This window comes from Bartonella sp. AP19HLJMH (assembly GCF_042196245.1).
Taxonomy (GTDB): Bacteria; Pseudomonadota; Alphaproteobacteria; order Rhizobiales; family Rhizobiaceae; genus Bartonella.
The window spans coordinates 20,306-37,421 of the sequence record NZ_JBHIPX010000012.1 but is presented as its reverse complement, the minus strand read 5'-3'; the positions used below and the strand labels follow the sequence as shown (position 1 = coordinate 37,421).

Here is a 17,116-nt window from a genome sequence, read left to right as displayed (position 1 = left end):
TCAAATCATTTCACGACAGCACCCATAAATGGTATAATGTAAAAAAACAAACATACTATTGTTGCAACAACTCTTGTCTGTGAAACGGTTTATTAAAAAATATTTTTATTCTTTTCTTCAATAGTTTTTATGAAGACGGGCTGGTCTCTCATCTCATGATAGGCAAACAAACAGTTTTGATTGATTTAACCTGAACAAGATCGAAATAAGAGAAAAACTTACGCTTTAGGTCTTTCGTTCAATATAAAAAATAATAAATTATCTTTATAAATTAATATCTTACACAATCATAAAACCATAGGGAACTTTCCCATTTATAAAATATATTTAATTGATAAATTTTCCTGATTTTGGAAATCCTCTTGGAACCAAACGCCCGACGCCCGCACGCATTCCCATCCATTCAATGAGATCATCAGCTTGACGGTTAAAGATTCGTTCAGCTGTATCTTGCCAACTTAAGCCTTCTGATAAATTAAAAGTCTTGGCATCAACAACAGCACCTTCTTTATAACGCTGTAAACGAACACCTTTACCGCGATTCATTTCTGGTATTTGTTCAATAGAAAAAATAAGCATTTTACGGTTTTCACCGACTACAGCAACATGATCACCATTTACCGGAACACAAAGCTTTACCTTATCAGGAGCTTTCACATTCATCACTTGCTTTCCTTTTCGTGTATTGGCGATCACTTCTGCAGAAGAAACAATAAAACCATTACCGTGAGATGAAACCAAGAGAAATTTTTCCTCGGCGTGATGCACAAAAGCTGTGAGAACATCGTGCTCATCATCCATATCAACTAAGAGACGAATAGGTTCACCATGTCCCCGCCCTCCAGGTAAATTATTTGCACCAATAGCAAAAAACTTCCCCCCCGTACTGATCAGCACAATCTTGTCGGTCGTAAATGCTGGAAAGGCTAACTTTAAACTGTCTCCTTCTTTAAAAGAAAGTGCTTTATAATCGTTCAAGTGTCCCTTCAAAGCACGCATCCACCCCTTTTCAGAAATAACAATAGTAATCGGTTCTTTTTCGATCATTGCTTGTTGAATATCATCAAGATCATGTCTTGGTGCCTCTTCAAACGTCGTACGTCTTTTCCCCAAGAGTGTTTCAGGCCCAAAAGTGTTTCGAACTTTTTTGATTTCTTCTGAAATTATTTTCCACTGTTTTATAGGAGAAGCTAACAAATTCTGTAGCTTTTCTTTTTCAGCTTTCAAACTTTCAAATTCTTTACGAATTTCAAATTCCTCAAGCTTACGCAAAGAACGCAAGCGCATATTAAGAATAGCTTCAGCTTGATTTTCTGTTAATTCAAACCGATTAATCAGCTTCTTTTTCGGTTCATCCTCTTCACGAATAATCTGAATGACCTCATCGAGATTTAAATAGGCAATAAGATATCCATGAAGAATTTCCAATCGGCTATCAATTTGATCAAGCCGATAATGAGAGCGACGAATAAGCACTTCTTGACGATGTTCAAGCCATTGCTGCAAACTTTCTCGCAAAGAAAGGACATTGGGTATTTTTCCCAAAGACAAAACATTCAGATTAAGGGGAAATCTTACTTCAAAGTCAGTCAATTTAAAAAGAGACTCCATAAGGAGCTCCGGATCAACCGACCGATTTTTAGGAACCAGCACGATTCTGATATCTTCTGCTGATTCATCTTGGATATCCTCAAGCATTGGCAATCGGCGTGCAAGCAATAACTCTGCTGTTTTTTCAATAAGACGTGACTTTTGAATCTGATAGGGAATTTCAGTTACAACAATCACATAAGAACCACGGCTACCAGATTCCTGATGCCAACGTGAACGCAAGCGAAAGAATCCACGCCCAACACGATAGGATTCCTCAATACTTTTTTTAGGTTCAACTAAAATTCCCCCCGTCGGAAAATCAGGACCAAGAACAAATTGATTTAATTCCTCATCATTTACATCGGGATGCGCAATCAAATGGAGTGCTGCATCACAAAGCTCAGCAACATTATGGGGGGGAATAGATGTTGCCATACCAACAGCAATACCAGAAGAACCATTTGCTAAAAGATTAGGGAAAGCTCCTGGTAAAACAACAGGCTCTTCATCTTCCTCATTATAGGTTAAACGAAAATCAATAGCATTCTCATTAATTCCTTCAAGTAACAATGCAGCCACTTCAGTCATACGTGCTTCCGTATAACGCATGGCAGCAGCATTATCACCATCAATATTACCAAAATTGCCTTGCCCATCAACCAACGGATAACGAACAGCAAAACTTTGAGCCAAGCGCACCAAGGCATCATAAATAGACGCATCCCCATGAGGATGAAATTTTCCCATGACATCACCAACAATCCGCGCACATTTCGCATAAGACTGTCCAGGATTTAGTTTGAGAAGACGCATCGCATGAACAATCCGCCGGTGGACCGGCTTCAATCCATCACGTACATCAGGCAATGCACGGTGTGTAATCGTAGAAAGTGCATAAGCCAAATAACGTTCCTGTAAAGCAGAACGTAATTCTATTGGTTCAATATGTTCTTTATCAAAAGGTAAATTCATTTTATCAGACATAGTATTAAAACAACAATTCCCACAATAATAAGAAATTATTTTATAGGATTTATTTAATGAAATCTTCTATGAGTCGACTTTCTTATTAAAAGTCAATTACATAAAAACAAACGCTGCAATTAGAACATGAACAGAAAATTATATCAATTTGAAAAATTTATACATGTCCTTCCCCCCTTGTCCTAAGTAATTTATTGAAAGCTTTGTCAAATTCGACGATAATTTAACTGCCCACAAAGAGTTATTTCATCTTTTCTGAAATGACAAAAGCACCTTTCAAACATCATCTTTTATTATAAAGATAAATTGTATAACAACCCCATTCAGTTTTTCTACGAAAAACCAAAAAAATGTTCAAAGCTTATGAAATTTAAACTTTTCAGAGTAAGTCCATAGAATGGAAAACCACATTATTCTCATAAAAACGAAGAGACACAATTCTCTGCTACAACGTTGTAAAAACTTCAATAAAAAATAAATAATATATTGACATATAAAGATAATTAATTTTTTTCAACTAAAATGAGGCTCCCGAATATTATAGAATTCTTTTATTTCTAATTTATTCATGATCAAGCAATTATAATTATTTCCTCACCTATCACAAGGGGAAAAGCCACTATAGAAACAAGGAATAAAAATGCCTCGTAAAGAATCAACACAATAGCGTTTTGCCTATCTAAATTTCACAAACAGTACACGCACACACCGTTGACTCTTGAAAGGCATCAAAACTTCACTCTACGTAGAAAAGATGAAACCAATCCATTATCAACTTTATGAGCTATTTTTGTGAGTAGGAGCCATGCGGATTCCTAAATCACGTAATTGTGTAGGAGAAACATCAGACGGAGCGCTCATTAAAAGATCAAGCGCCTGTTGGTTCATAGGGAATAAAGCAACTTCACGCAAATTTTTAACACCTTGTAACAGCATAATAATGCGGTCAATTCCCGCAGCCATACCACCATGTGGTGGAGCCCCATAATGGAATGCACGATAAAGACCACCAAAACGATCTTTCACAACTTCCTTAGAAAGTCCTACAAGTTCAAAAACTTTAAGCATCATTTCTGGTAAGTGATTACGAATTCCACCTGATGCAATTTCATAACCATTGCAAACAAGATCATATTGAAAAGCTTTAATAGTAAGAGGATCTTGACAGGCAAGGGCATTTTCTCCCCCTTGAGGCATGGAAAAAGGATTATGTGCAAAATCAATCTTTTTTTCATCTTCATTCCATTCAAAAAATGGAAAATCAACAATCCACGCCAAAGAGAAACTATCTCTATCAAGAAGATCTAATTCTTCCCCTACCCTTGTGCGTGCTGCTCCGGCAAAAGATGAAAACTTTTTTGGATCGCCAGCTACAAAAAAACAGGCATCCCCACTTTCAAGCCCAAGCTGTATACGGATTGCTTCAGTCCTCTGTTCACCAATATTTTTGGCGATAGGCCCTGCTCCTTCAAATTTTCCTTCTTCTTCACGCCAAAAAATATAACCGAGCCCTGGTTGCCCCTCGCCTTGTGCCCATACATTCATACGATCACAAAAAGCACGACTTCCACCCGTTTTAGCTGGAATAGCCCACACTTGAGCATTCTCATCATTCGCTAAAATTTGAGCAAAGACTTTGAAACCAGAATTATAAAAATGCTGAGAAACATCTTCCATAATGATCGGATTACGTAGATCAGGCTGATCAGAACCATATTTTTGCATTGCTTCATCATAGGAAATGCGAGGAAAGCTTTGTGTCACAGTCTTTCCATCTGCAAATTCTTCAAAAATAGAACGCATAATAGGTTCCATAGTTGCTAAAACATCTTCTTGCTCAACAAAACTCATTTCAACATCTAATTGATAAAATTCACCAGGAAGACGGTCGGCCCTTGGATCTTCATCTCTAAAACATGGAGCAATCTGAAAATAACGATCAAAACCTGACATCATCAACAATTGTTTATATTGCTGTGGCGCTTGCGGTAGCGCATAAAATTTTCCCTGATGAACACGACTTGGAACCAAAAAATCACGCGCTCCTTCCGGCGATGAAGCTGTCAAAAGTGGCGTCGTAAATTCCGTAAAACCATTATTTTGCATAGCCCGTCTCATAGCCGCAATAATTTCAGTCCGACGCATGATATTTTTGTGCATAGTCTCCCGACGCAAATCAAGAAAACGATATTTTAATCGAATATCTTCTGGATAATCAGGCTCACCAAAAACCGGTAAAGGAAGCTCATCAGATTTTGAAAGAATTTCTACCTCTTGTGCAAAAATTTCAATCTCACCTGTTGGAAGCGTTGCATTAATAACCTCATCAGAACGAGCACATACCTCCCCATCCACACGAATAACCCATTCAGAACGCACTTTTTCAATAACTTTAAAAGCTGGTGAAGCAGGGTCAGCAACAATTTGTGTGATTCCAAAATGATCACGTAAATCCACAAAAAGAATCCCTCCATGATCACGAACACGATGAACCCACCCCGAAAGACGAACTTGTGTTCCTACATCACATCTACGGAGAGCCGCACAATGATGACTGCGATAACGATGCATGTTTTTTGCCTTTGATTATAATATTCACATGCGCTACAAACGCTTTTTAATAACCATTTGTCAAGATATGAGAATAAAAACTCAAAAATAAAGTCAACAAAGGACAAATTTAATTTATCGAATTATAATAAAATGATGAATCTTATTACACAAACAACAGATCTTGAAATTGCACTTAACGCTCTACGTACCTCTGATTTTGTAACAGTCGATACTGAGTTTATCCGCGAAACAACTTTTTGGCCTCAACTGTGTTTAATCCAGCTCGCATCACCAGATGTCACAGTTTTGATTGATCCCATAGCACCAGATATTGATTTACAACCTTTTTTTGACCTTATGATCGATAAAAAAGTTGTAAAAGTTTTTCATGCTGCGCGCCAAGATATTGAAACAATTTATCATCTTGGAGGTGTTATTCCTTCCCCTCTCTTTGATACGCAAATAGCAGGATCAATTTGTGGATTTGGTGATTCTATCTCCTATGATCAAATTGTACAACGCTGTACAGGGCATCATCTTGATAAATCCTCCCGCTTTACAGACTGGAGTTACCGCCCTTTGTCTGAAAAACAACTGCTCTATGCACTTTCCGATGTAACTTACTTAAGAGATGTTTACTTGTTATTGAAAAAAAGGTTAGAGAAAAATCAAAGAGCTCACTGGATGGATGATGAAATAACAATCCTTTTAAATCCTAAAACCTATGATATGCCAGAAGATGAAGCATGGAAAAAAGTGAAAGGAAAAATTAAAAAGCCACGTGAACTTGCTGTATTACAAAAGATAGCAGCTTGGCGGGAACGTGAAGCACGAAAATACAATATGCCACGTCGTCATATCATAAAAGATGAATGTCTTATAGAAATAGCAACCCAACAACCAAAAGATGAATCTGCATTAAAACGGTTGCGCAGTCTTAATAAGAACTGGGATAAACTCTCAATTGCTCAATCATTAATCAAAGCTGTCCACGAAGGATTAGAGGTGGATCTTTCTACTTTACCCCCCATTCCTAAACATAATCCACTCAATGATACGACAGCCGCTGTTATCGATCTGCTCAAAGTGTTATTAAAAATTGTTGCAAATGAAAACAGCATTGCCCCTAAAATTATTGCAACATCTAATGATTTAGAAAAAATTGCCAATGGAGGAATAAAGAAAAATATTCCCGCTATGAATGGCTGGCGCTATGAAATATTTGGTAAAAAAGCCGAACAACTGCTAAAGGGCCAGATAGGGTTTTACTTTAACGATGGAAAAATAAGCACAAAACAGCTTTAATTTACATTTTCATTTTGAAAAATCCATTACGCTACTCATTATCTACATCAATTGGTATGCCCTATAGGCCAACGCAAACAGGATAAATAAAGCCTACTTCTGACAAAGTTAAAAAATTAAATAGTAAACTCTTATTAAAATGATAGCTAAATCTTTATCAGGTCAATTAAATAGCAATCCCATTAAAAATAATCTAAAAAAACAGACAGTTCCTTATTTAAAAGTTTTGAAAAAAAAAGTTCTGATAATAAAAGCGCATTCATTACAAAAATAGCAGCCTAGAAATAGGAACAAACAAAGATATAATGCCTCACGTCACCATATCGTATTAAAAACTACCGAGATTGCAATCTAACAATCAAAAACGAGCCAGCATAACAACTAAAATACCTAACAAAAGCAATATATTGATTTCTAAAAATAATCTAGCGTTATTTATATTGAATTAGACCTCCGAATATCGTAAGATTCTTTCACTTCATCTCAATAAGACTCATAAAGTTTCACATAAGAATTATATGATAAAGCGCTGTTTTTTATAAATTAAATACCTTTCAAAGGATTCAAAAATCATGGTTAATAAATAGTTGTGATTTATTTCTATTTTTTATAGTGAAAGGATTTTATAATGACTGAAATGATATTCTTTTGACAGACCGTGAAAGTGCAAAACTGTTTCATATGAGTATTTCAACATTCCAGCGTCATGTAACCAATGGATCTCTCCCAAAATCTTTAAAACTTGTTTTTTATCGCGTTGGTTACAATCGTAATCTTATGAAGATAATCGAGCAAGCTAAACAGAAACGTTATAACGACACAGCATAAAAAGAAAACCTTTTCACGTAAAAATGGACAAAACTTTTCATTTTCACATGAAGCTTATGAAGTGAAAAATCCATCCTGTGATGCAAGTAACAGAATAAAAAATTATGTTTTCTTTTATGAATGCTCAGGCATTACAAATGCTTTGCGTGGTGTCTAGCATGGGCGTTATGGAACAAGTCCTATTGTCCAGCTCATGATGATAGGCTACCTAGTTTATCCCTCGTCAATGGCCCTATTATTAAGACATAAAACACGAATAAATTAGGAAAAAAATCAAAAAATTTCAAAAGCGAGAGGTTGTTTTATTATTTTTGATAACTTCTGTAATCGTCCAAGAGGACGTTCTCCTAATAACCCAGCGTAATTCTTTGGGATCTGCAGGATAATATGATCTGCTTTTTTATGCCACAATAAATGAGGTAAAATTCCTGCAACAGAAGCACTAAAAAGATGAGCAATACGCATAGTTTCGCCAAGAATACGTGCTTTTTCAATTATATTTTGAGTTGCTAATTGAAAAATGGGAAGAGATTCTTTATCAACCAATAAACTCGTATTGCGAAAAAAAACAGCAAGTGCCGCATAAAGGCGCCCTTCATGAGAAATTCCTGGATAAGATCCTAAAGCTATTTGATTTGCTGCTTCATTGCCTCGATAATCTGGATGTATACGCCAACCAATATCCGCAAGAAGACAAGCGGCTTGACGATAACGGCATTCATTTTCGGTTTCTGAAATTCCAAAAACTTCAAAAGCATTCGTCGTAAAATCAATGAGTTCTTCTGCTTGTTTTGGTGAACGTGCCCGTAAAATAGCCATTTCTGTGCATGCTGCAATGAGAGGATCTGAAAGTCGAATCGCCTGCGGCAATCGTGAATAAAGAAAACCTTCACGAACGCCAGCACCAGAAAAGATTATCTTTTCAAACTCCATACACTGAATGAGTTCAATAAGAACTATTGCCCCATAAGATAAAAGTTTTCGACGGTTCTGAGAAACCGCTGCAATCCCTCTCATATTATCAATATTGCCACGTGCTACAAGACGTAAAAAGTTCTCCATTTCAACAGCATCAACTTCATAGCCATGCATAACAGGGAGCCGATAGTGTTTCATTGCCATATGGAGTTTTGCCAAATTACGCCATGTCCCCCCTACTGCATAAAAATAACGTGCTATACCTTTACGAGCACGAACAACAGACGATTTATAAAATTGCTCATGTACAATTTTTGTAGCTACAGCACTATCATTATTTGACATATACTGTAGCCTTAAACCACCCAATGGGAGCGTTATCCCTTCACCAACATCAGAATGATCAATATCAATCAGCTCAAGACTTCCACCACCAAGATCCCCAGAAATACCTTTTGGTTGATAAAAAGTAGACACAACTCCATATGCTGAATACATAGCTTCTTCACTTCCTGAAAGAAGATATATTTTATTTTGCAAAATATCTTCAGCATGCTGAATAAATGCTACGCCATTCTGTGCATCTCGTGCTGCTGCTGTTGCTAAAGTATAGACCTCATCTGCCCCAATCTGTCGACAAAGCGTACGAAACCGTTTCAGTGTTTGCAACGCCATTTTCATCGATTTTTCTTCTAAAAATCCTGTTTTCGCCACACCATGACCGAGACCACAAAGAATCTTTTCATTAAATAAAACTGTTGGTGATCGAACAAGCCCCTCATAAATAACCAACCGAACAGAATTTGAGCCAATGTCAATAACAGCAACAGGCTTACGCCCTTTTAACCGACCTTGAGCATCTCTATATGTCATTGGATTTTAGTCTTTATGTATTTCGGCTTGTTGCCGATGCAACGCAACCAAGCGCGAAACAGAAGACTCAAAAGACTCATTTTCCCCCGCAAAACTTGTATTGGCCATAAAATACTCCTGCGCATTAAATAGACTTTCACCTATCTGCGGTGTAATACGTTTTGATGTTCCATCCTTAAGTATATCAAAGCTTTGTTGATTATCAATGATATTAGCTAACATAATCTGTAAAAGAATTTTTTGACGCACTATTTTATTAAAAACCGGAACCAATATTTCAATACGATAGTCCAAATTACGAGGCATCATATCAGCAGAGCCTAAGTAAACGAGTGCATTTTCATTAGGCAAATCTTGACCATTCCCAAAGCAAAAAATGCGACTATGTTCAAGAAAACGCCCGACAATTGATTTTACACGAATATTATCCGAAATTCCTAGAATACCAGGACGTAAACAACATATCCCCCGCACAACCAAATCAATTTGCACCCCTGCTTGACTGGCACGATATAAAGCATCAATAATTTCAGGATCAACCAATGCATTAACTTTCATCCAAATAGCAGCAAACCTTCCCTGTTGTGCATGAACAATTTCTCCCTCAATATGCTCTAAGATACGACCACGCAGTGTTAAGGGTGAAAAAGCAATCTTCATTGTTTCATTTGGACGCTCATATTGCGCAATATAATTGAATAATAACGCAACATCATGAGCGATATCATCATCCGTGGAAAAAAAAGAAAGATCGGTATAAGTTTTAGCATTAATGGGATGATAATTTCCTGTTCCAAGATGAACATAAGAGCGAAGACGTTTTCCCTCACGTCTCACAACTAATGACATCTTAGCATGCGTTTTTAATGCAATAAAACCAAAAATAACTTGAACCCCAGCACATTCAAGATCCCTGGCCCAACGAATATTTGCTTCCTCATCAAAACGTGCTTTAAGTTCTACCAAAGCAGTCACAGACTTTCCCTGTTCAGCTGCTTCAATCAAAGCGCCAACAATTGGACTATCATTTGATGTACGATAAAGTGTTTGTTTTATTTCTACAACATCAGGATCGCAAGCAGCTTGACGTAAAAATTGGACAACAACATCAAATGTCTCATAAGGGTGATGAATCACAATATCATTTTCACGAATAGCCGCAAAACAATCCCCATGATGTTCACGAATACATTCTGGAACACGAGAAATATAAGGAATAAATTTAAGATCATCGCGGGGAATAGAAACAATTTCTGATACCGTATTAAGCGCTAAAAATCCGTCAAGGACATTAATACAATTATCAGGAACAGCGAGACTATTCGCTATAAATTGGCGTAAACTCTCTGGCATTTTTGCGTCAAACTCAACTCGAATAACCTGCCCACGGCGCCGCCTTTTTAGAGCAGTTTCAAAAAAATGAACAAGATCCTCAGCTTCTTCTTCTACTTCAATATCGCTATCTCGGATTATTCTAAATGTACCAATTCCTTTAACCTCATAGTTAGGAAATACATGTTTAATAAAAAGGCAAATAACATCTTCAGATGCGATAAAACGAAAATGATTACCTTCTTGAGGAAGAAGAACGAAACGCCTTAAAAGCATTGAAATAGACAACAATACTGTGTGTGAATTCTGATCAGTTTCTCCAGACAATTGAAGCCCAATAGAAAGCCCTAAATTAGGAATAAACGGAAAAGGATGAGTAGAATCAACAGGTAAAGGTTTTAAAACAGGAAAAATTGTCTCAAGAAAATATTTTTCAAGCCATGATTTTTCAATTTCTGAAAGATCATCAGAACAAATAATTTCAATATCATTCTTTTTTAATTCATCACGTAAAACATTCAATTCTCGTAGTTGGTGAGCCTGCAGCTTTGAAATCTCAGCTAATACAATATCAAGTTGTTCCTGTGGAGTGTGCCCATCTGCACTGCACGCTGTAACGCGAGCACGAATTTGAGCTGCTAGTCCTGCAACACGAACCATAAAAAACTCATCAAGATTTGCAGCTGAAATAGAAAGAAATTGTAGACGTTCTAATAAAGGATGTTTCGAATTAGCCGCTTCCATCAAAACACGATTATTAAATTGTAGCCATGAAAACTCTCGATTAATAAACCGTACCGGATTTTTCATTGTTATATTCGATATAGAAATTTTATTTACCACCCTCTGTTCCATATATCCTAAATAATTTTCTTTTATATTTTCTAAAATCCTTGACGAAATATCTCACATAACATTTGATTATGTTATCATCATAATAATATATCAATGCCTAACTTCCCTCATCATTTTTCCATTTAATATTTAAAAATACTTGGAATTATTGCTATGCGCAAAGCACTAAAAGTAAGACAACTATTCTAATATAGCATAAAAGAGTAAAAATTTGTCTTAAAAAGCAGCTTGCATTATTATACGCTTTATTACAAACTCACGCCTATAAAATAGAAGAGCCCAATCATAGCTGATGAGAAAATTTATTCTGGAGTTTGTACGCCATGGCTGATCACAACATTCCTCATTTTCAAAATGACCTTGGATATAAAACAATCGAAATTGGTGTGAAAGAATTTATGTGTGTAGGCGCTACACAACCATTCGATCATCCTCATATCTTTATCGATATGGGAGCAGCAGATGAGAAAATTTGCCCTTACTGCTCAACCCTTTATCGTTATGTTCCCTCGCTATCATACGATCAAACAAACCCAACAGGATGCTTATATCATCCAGAAAAGCTATTATAATTGCGTTTTTTGGCTTTCTTAATAACCCCTCTTTTAATTCTGCTTGTTTAATATGAAATCATTTGTGGAACAATCACCCATCATCGTTGGAGGAGGAATTGCTGGTTTAAGCACTGCTTTAGCACTCGCTCATAAAGGAATTGCAAGCACCATTATCGAAAAGTGTAAGCAACTTGAAACGATAGGCGCTGGTATTCAACTGACACCAAATGCAACATCTATTCTTGCTCGCTGGAAACTTCTTAACAAACTCACTGAAGTCGCGACAATCCCATATTTTTTTGAGTTAAAAGATGGATTATCTTTAAAAATACATCTACGGGCTCATCTTATTAATCTAACAGAAAAATATTGGAAAGCCCCTTATATGACGATTCACCGCGCGGCTTTACAAAAAATTTTATATAATGCAGTGATTGAAAATCCTTTGATCAAATACAAAGCAGGCGAAACGATTGTATCTTCTACCCAATCGGCAACCAACATTAAAATCACGACAATAAAAATAGATACGGCAACAGAACAGCTTTATTCAACGCCCCTCCTGATCGGATGTGATGGCGTTTGGTCAACATTACGGCAACAATCTCCTTTTCATGAAAAAGCAAATTTTAGTGGCTTTATTGCTTGGCGTGCAACAACAACATCTGATAATCTTCCTCAAAACTTTCGTTCTTCATTGCAAAATATGAAGACAATTACGGCTTGGATGGGACCCAAAAATCATCTTGTTGTCTACCCTATTCAATCGTCAGAAAAAATTTTTAATTTTGTCGCCATTACGCATGGAGAAAATTCAAAAGAAGGATGGGCCCATAAAGGAGATAAAGAAAAACTCAAATCTCTTTTTAAAGATTGGAATTCAAAAATCTTACAAATCTTCGATCATATTGATGAATGGAGTTATTGGCCACTTTTTCAAATGAAACAAAATCGTTTTATCGGTTTAGAGAGACAAGTATTTGTTGGCGATTGCGCACATGCTGCCTTACCTTTTGCAGCACAAGGCGCCGCTATGGCAATCGAAGATGCCGCCACATTAGCAAAAGCACTTTCATTGAAAGATTTTTCATTAACGAAAGCACTTTCGCTTTACGAAACAACACGCACCCCGCGTATTGCAGCAGTAAAAAAACGCGGAGATTTCAATAGATTAGCCTATCACGCAACCGGTCCCATAGCAATTGCACGCAATCTCATGATGAAAATTCGTACACCAGAGAGCATTATGTCAGATCTCAATTGGCTTTACATGTATGATGCGATGAATTCTATAAAAAATAATGATAAAAACTTATAAAATCCTTCCGACACTTTGAATATTACGAAAGAACGAGATTTTTTTTAATTTTATGACACTAAAAAAATATCATAATTTACTCAAATAAAAGCAATATTTTTCGAAACCTACAATCCGATTTTAAAAGCTCCATTTTTAGCTCTCCTAAAAGCAAAAACACCACTCAAAATCAGCTCCCATCTTTAATCTTTCTTTAACTCAATTCTACATCAACAATACCCTGAATTAATTTCATAGCATTTGCGACATGTGAATTTACCTTATATCGCTTAGGAAGCGCAATTTCGACTTCTCGCAATCCATCCTCTTGAATTAAAATAAGCCCAACCTCTCCATTCCCCCCAAGATTTAAGTTTTGTTCAATTTGTGGAAGCATATCAACTGTTTTTATAAAGAGACGCATCATTTTATGCTGTTGTAATGATTCATTTTCCAAAGACTGAATTGTTTCAATTCGCAAACTAACTCCTTCAGAACGATTTTCTGCGCTCACCGTAATAATAAAAGATTTTCCGGGTTCTAGCATCTCTTCATAATCCGAGAGTGCCTCAGAAAAGAGAACTGCTTCATATTGTCCACTTGTATCAGAAAAATGAATAATTCCCATTTTTTTACCAGATTTTGTTTTGCGCACGTTTTTTGCCACAACAGTTCCAGCAAGCCGTGCAGCCGTTGCTCCCCCTTTAACGGCATTGGCAAAATTACCCCAAGTCTGAATGCGTTTTTTGTTCAGAATAGCTTGATACTCCTCCAAAGGATGCGCAGAAAAGTAAAAACCTATAGCTTGAAATTCTCGATAAAGTTTCTCAGCCGGCAACCAAGGGGTTGTTTGCGATAAAATCAATGGTTCTTTTAATCCGCCTGCCATTCCAAATATATCAACCTGCCCGCTAGAATTGTCATCGAGAATACGAAGTGCACGCGCATGAAGGGTTCCAAGATTGGCTAATAAAACCTCACGTGCAATGTTAAAACAATCAAAAGCACCAGCACAAACTAAACTTTCCATCGCACGCTTATTAACAATACGAGGATCAACACGCGCACAAAAATCTTCCAAATCCTTAAAAACCTTATTCCCACGACAAGAAACAATATGATCTACAACAGTTTCTCCCACACCTTTAATGGCAGCAAGAGAATAATAAATACAGTTATCACCAACCTCAAAAACACGATGAGATGTTTGTATAGAAGGTGCAATAACTTCAATACCCAACCTTAATGCTTCACGCCGAAAATCATTGAGCTTATCTGTATTCGTCATATCATATGTCATTGAAGCAGCTAAAAACTCAACGGGATAGTTTGCTTTCATATAAGCTGTTTGGTAAGAAACAATTGCATAAGCAGCAGCGTGCGATTTATTAAAACCATAATCGGCAAATTTTGCTAAAAGATCAAAGATAATATCAGCTTGATCTTTATCCACACCACCTGCAACGGCTCCATTAACAAAACGCGTACGCTGTTTTTGCATTTCAGCATGAATTTTTTTCCCCATAGCACGACGTAATAAATCGGCTTCCCCAAGCGAATAGCCAGCAAGCACCTGAGCAATCTGCATCACCTGTTCTTGATAAACAATAACACCTTGTGTTTCTTTGATCAGATGATCTATCTTAGGATGAATAGAAGCAATTTCCTCTTCCCCATGTTTGCGTGCATTATAGGTTGGAATATTCTCCATTGGACCTGGACGATAAAGTGCAACCAGCGCAATAATATCTTCAATACGGTCTGGCTTCATTCCAATCAACGCCTTGCGCATACCAGAACTTTCCACCTGAAACACGCCAACCGTTTCACCACGTGCCATCATAGCGTAGGTTGCTTCATCATTCAGAGGAATATTTGATAAATCTATTTTAATCCCCTTTCTGGCAACAAAATCGACTGCCATTTTCAAAACAGTAAGCGTTTTTAATCCAAGAAAATCAAATTTTACCAGCCCCGCTTGTTCAACATATTTCATGTTAAATTGTGTAACAGGCATATCAGAACGAGGATCACGATACATCGGGACAAGCTCCCAAAGTGGACGATCTCCGATAACAATCCCAGCAGCATGAGTTGAAGCATGACGATAAAGTCCCTCCAACTGAAGCGCTATATCTAATGCGCGTCCAACAACGGGATCTTTTTTCTTTTCTTCTTCAAATTTAGGTTCATCCTTAATAGCATCTGCTAATTCTACCTGACTTCCTGGGGTGGCAGGAATTAATTTTGTAAGATAATCCACCTGACGATAAGGAACTTCTAAAACACGCCCCACATCACGCAAAACTGCACGTGCCTGTAACTTACCAAAAGTAATAATTTGAGCAACTTGATCACGTCCATATTTTTTTTGAACATATTGAATAACTTCTTCGCGCCGCTCTTGACAAAAGTCGATATCAAAATCTGGCATCGAAACACGATCTGGATTCAGAAAACGTTCAAAGAGAAGAGAAAACCGCAAGGGATCCACATCAGTAATCGTCAATGCATAAGCAACAAGTGAACCAGCACCAGAACCCCGGCCTGGTCCAACGGGAATGTCATGAACCTTTGCCCATTTTATGAAATCTGAAACGATAAGAAAATATCCAGAAAATTGCATACGCGTAATAACTGAAATTTCATAATCAAGCCGCTGTTCATAATCTGCAATCGTATATCCTTCAGCCAACCCTATTGTTTCAAGCCGAATCTTCAAACCATCTTTAGCCTGATTTAATAACTCACTATCTTCTATTTCTATAGTAGTTTCTGAATTAACAGATTGTTCTATAAAACGAGGCAATATCGGTTTTCGAAGAGGCGAGGCAATATGACAACGCAATGCAATTTCAACACTATTTTCCAAAGCTTCTGGAAGATCAGAAAACAGTGTAACCATTTCATCTTGTGACTTCAAATAATGATCTGGTGTCACACGTTTGCGATCTGGATTAGAGACAATTTGTCCTTCTGAAACAGCCATCAGCGCATCATGCGCTTCATACCCTTCTCTTTGCAGAAAAAAAGCTTCATTCGTTGCTACAAGAGGAATTTCATGCGCATAAGCCAATTCAATAAGATCAGCTTCTACTCTCCGGTCATAAGAGCCATGCCGTTGTAACTCCACATAAAGACGATCAGCAAAAGATTTTTTCAAATAAATTAAGCGCTCAACAGCATGTTCTTTTTTCTCTTCTGCCAAAGAAAGATTAATAGGTCCTCCCTTTCCACCCGTTAAAGCGATTATGCCTTCACTGTGTTCTGACAACCAATCAGCTTTAATATGAGGAGGATCAGTATCACACTTATCAAGATAAGCACGACTCACAAGACGAACCAAATGAGCATAACCGGTTTCGCTAGCAGCCAAAAGAACAATAGAGCAAAAATCAGAAGCATTACGTCCTTTAACCAAACGTGAATGATCATTTTCATCACAAAAATCAACAGTAAGCTGACAACCAATAATAGGTTGGACCCCATGAGAAAGACAATGCTGTGAAAATTCCAAAGCACCAAATAAATTATTGGTATCGGTAATAGCAACCGCTGGTGCATGATCTGAAATCGTCTGTTGAATAATTTGGGGGATTTTTAAAGCCCCTTCGAGCAAGGAATAAGCTGAATGCACTCTCAAATGAATAAAGCGAGGAAGAGAATTTTTGTTCTCTTGCATTTGCATTTTATTTTTTACCACTCTCACAATTTCCCACTACAAAATAAATGCTAAACAGCACCCCTTATAAAAGAAAAAACTTCTGTTCATCATCAAACTTTAAAGCTATAAATTCATCATCCTACATAGGAGCAATATCCCAATTTTATTAATATTTATAAGAGAGTTCTATCAAGAAAATGCTTCTATTCACAGCAAATAAACACCTAAAATAAAAAGAAAAACAATATACCTCATCTAAGTACTTTAATTTTTGACCATTTAATTGTATTTTTCTTTAAATATTAATTTCTCTTCCTAAAGTTCAATGTGTAAATAAAGCAACCTTGTCTTTATGACTTT

The 17,116-nt window shown here is 36.9% G+C and carries 8 protein-coding genes and 1 pseudogene; 4 read left to right on the top strand and 5 right to left on the bottom strand.

Going from position 1 to position 17,116, the window contains the following annotated elements; translation table 11 throughout:
- Window positions 1-327 precede the first annotated feature (327 nt).
- Together parC and aspS are read right to left on the bottom strand one after the other, a co-directional pair.
- Window positions 328-2,577 (bottom strand): DNA topoisomerase IV subunit A, encoded by a 2,250-nt coding sequence (gene parC / locus ACFINR_RS06545; RefSeq protein WP_375653454.1) that lies wholly within the window; start codon window positions 2,575-2,577, stop codon window positions 328-330.
- A 777-nt stretch (window positions 2,578-3,354) separates the two neighbouring features.
- Entirely contained in the window at window positions 3,355-5,148 is a 1,794-nt protein-coding gene (gene aspS / locus ACFINR_RS06540) for an aspartate--tRNA ligase (protein WP_375637467.1), read from the bottom strand.
- Window positions 5,149-5,280: 132 nt separating this feature from the next.
- Between aspS and rnd the strand changes: the two genes are divergently transcribed.
- Window positions 5,281-6,435, top strand: a complete 1,155-nt coding sequence (gene rnd, locus ACFINR_RS06535) for a ribonuclease D (protein ID WP_375630175.1) — start codon at window positions 5,281-5,283, stop codon at window positions 6,433-6,435.
- A 642-nt stretch (window positions 6,436-7,077) separates the two neighbouring features.
- Window positions 7,078-7,263: pseudogene (locus ACFINR_RS06530) on the top strand (helix-turn-helix transcriptional regulator).
- Window positions 7,264-7,536: 273 nt separating this feature from the next.
- Here ACFINR_RS06530 and ppx read toward each other — a convergent pair.
- Together ppx and ACFINR_RS06520 are read right to left on the bottom strand one after the other, a co-directional pair.
- The gene (ppx, locus tag ACFINR_RS06525; RefSeq protein ID WP_375611538.1) at window positions 7,537-9,054 is read right to left on the bottom strand and encodes an exopolyphosphatase; all 1,518 of its coding nucleotides are present in this window, start codon (window positions 9,052-9,054) and stop codon (window positions 7,537-7,539) included.
- Between the two features lie 6 nt (window positions 9,055-9,060).
- Window positions 9,061-11,241: an RNA degradosome polyphosphate kinase gene (locus ACFINR_RS06520; RefSeq protein WP_375611537.1), complete on the bottom strand. Its 2,181-nt coding sequence runs from the start codon at window positions 11,239-11,241 to the stop codon at window positions 9,061-9,063.
- Between the two features lie 323 nt (window positions 11,242-11,564).
- Between ACFINR_RS06520 and ACFINR_RS06515 the strand changes: the two genes are divergently transcribed.
- Window positions 11,565-11,813: a zinc-finger domain-containing protein gene (locus tag ACFINR_RS06515; RefSeq protein ID WP_375623967.1), complete on the top strand. Its 249-nt coding sequence runs from the start codon at window positions 11,565-11,567 to the stop codon at window positions 11,811-11,813.
- A 52-nt stretch (window positions 11,814-11,865) separates the two neighbouring features.
- Window positions 11,866-13,113, top strand: coding sequence for an FAD-binding protein (locus ACFINR_RS06510; protein WP_375630173.1), 1,248 nt, complete (start codon window positions 11,866-11,868; stop codon window positions 13,111-13,113).
- Between the two features lie 193 nt (window positions 13,114-13,306).
- On the opposite strand, the gene dnaE is transcribed toward ACFINR_RS06510, so the two are convergent.
- A complete protein-coding gene (dnaE, locus tag ACFINR_RS06505) occupies window positions 13,307-16,774 on the bottom strand; it encodes a DNA polymerase III subunit alpha (RefSeq protein ID WP_375653521.1) in 3,468 nt (1,155 codons plus the stop codon).
- Window positions 16,775-17,116 lie beyond the last annotated feature (342 nt).

Coding starts and splice junctions, on each gene's coding strand:
- parC (WP_375653454.1), bottom strand. CDS start 2,577: ATGTCTGATAAAATGAATTTACCTTTTGATAAAGAACATATTGAACCA.
- aspS (WP_375637467.1), bottom strand. CDS start 5,148: ATGCATCGTTATCGCAGTCATCATTGTGCGGCTCTCCGTAGATGTGAT.
- rnd (WP_375630175.1), top strand. CDS start 5,281: ATGATGAATCTTATTACACAAACAACAGATCTTGAAATTGCACTTAAC.
- ppx (WP_375611538.1), bottom strand. CDS start 9,054: ATGACATATAGAGATGCTCAAGGTCGGTTAAAAGGGCGTAAGCCTGTT.
- ACFINR_RS06520 (WP_375611537.1), bottom strand. CDS start 11,241: ATGGAACAGAGGGTGGTAAATAAAATTTCTATATCGAATATAACAATG.
- ACFINR_RS06515 (WP_375623967.1), top strand. CDS start 11,565: ATGGCTGATCACAACATTCCTCATTTTCAAAATGACCTTGGATATAAA.
- ACFINR_RS06510 (WP_375630173.1), top strand. CDS start 11,866: ATGAAATCATTTGTGGAACAATCACCCATCATCGTTGGAGGAGGAATT.
- dnaE (WP_375653521.1), bottom strand. CDS start 16,774: ATGCAAGAGAACAAAAATTCTCTTCCTCGCTTTATTCATTTGAGAGTG.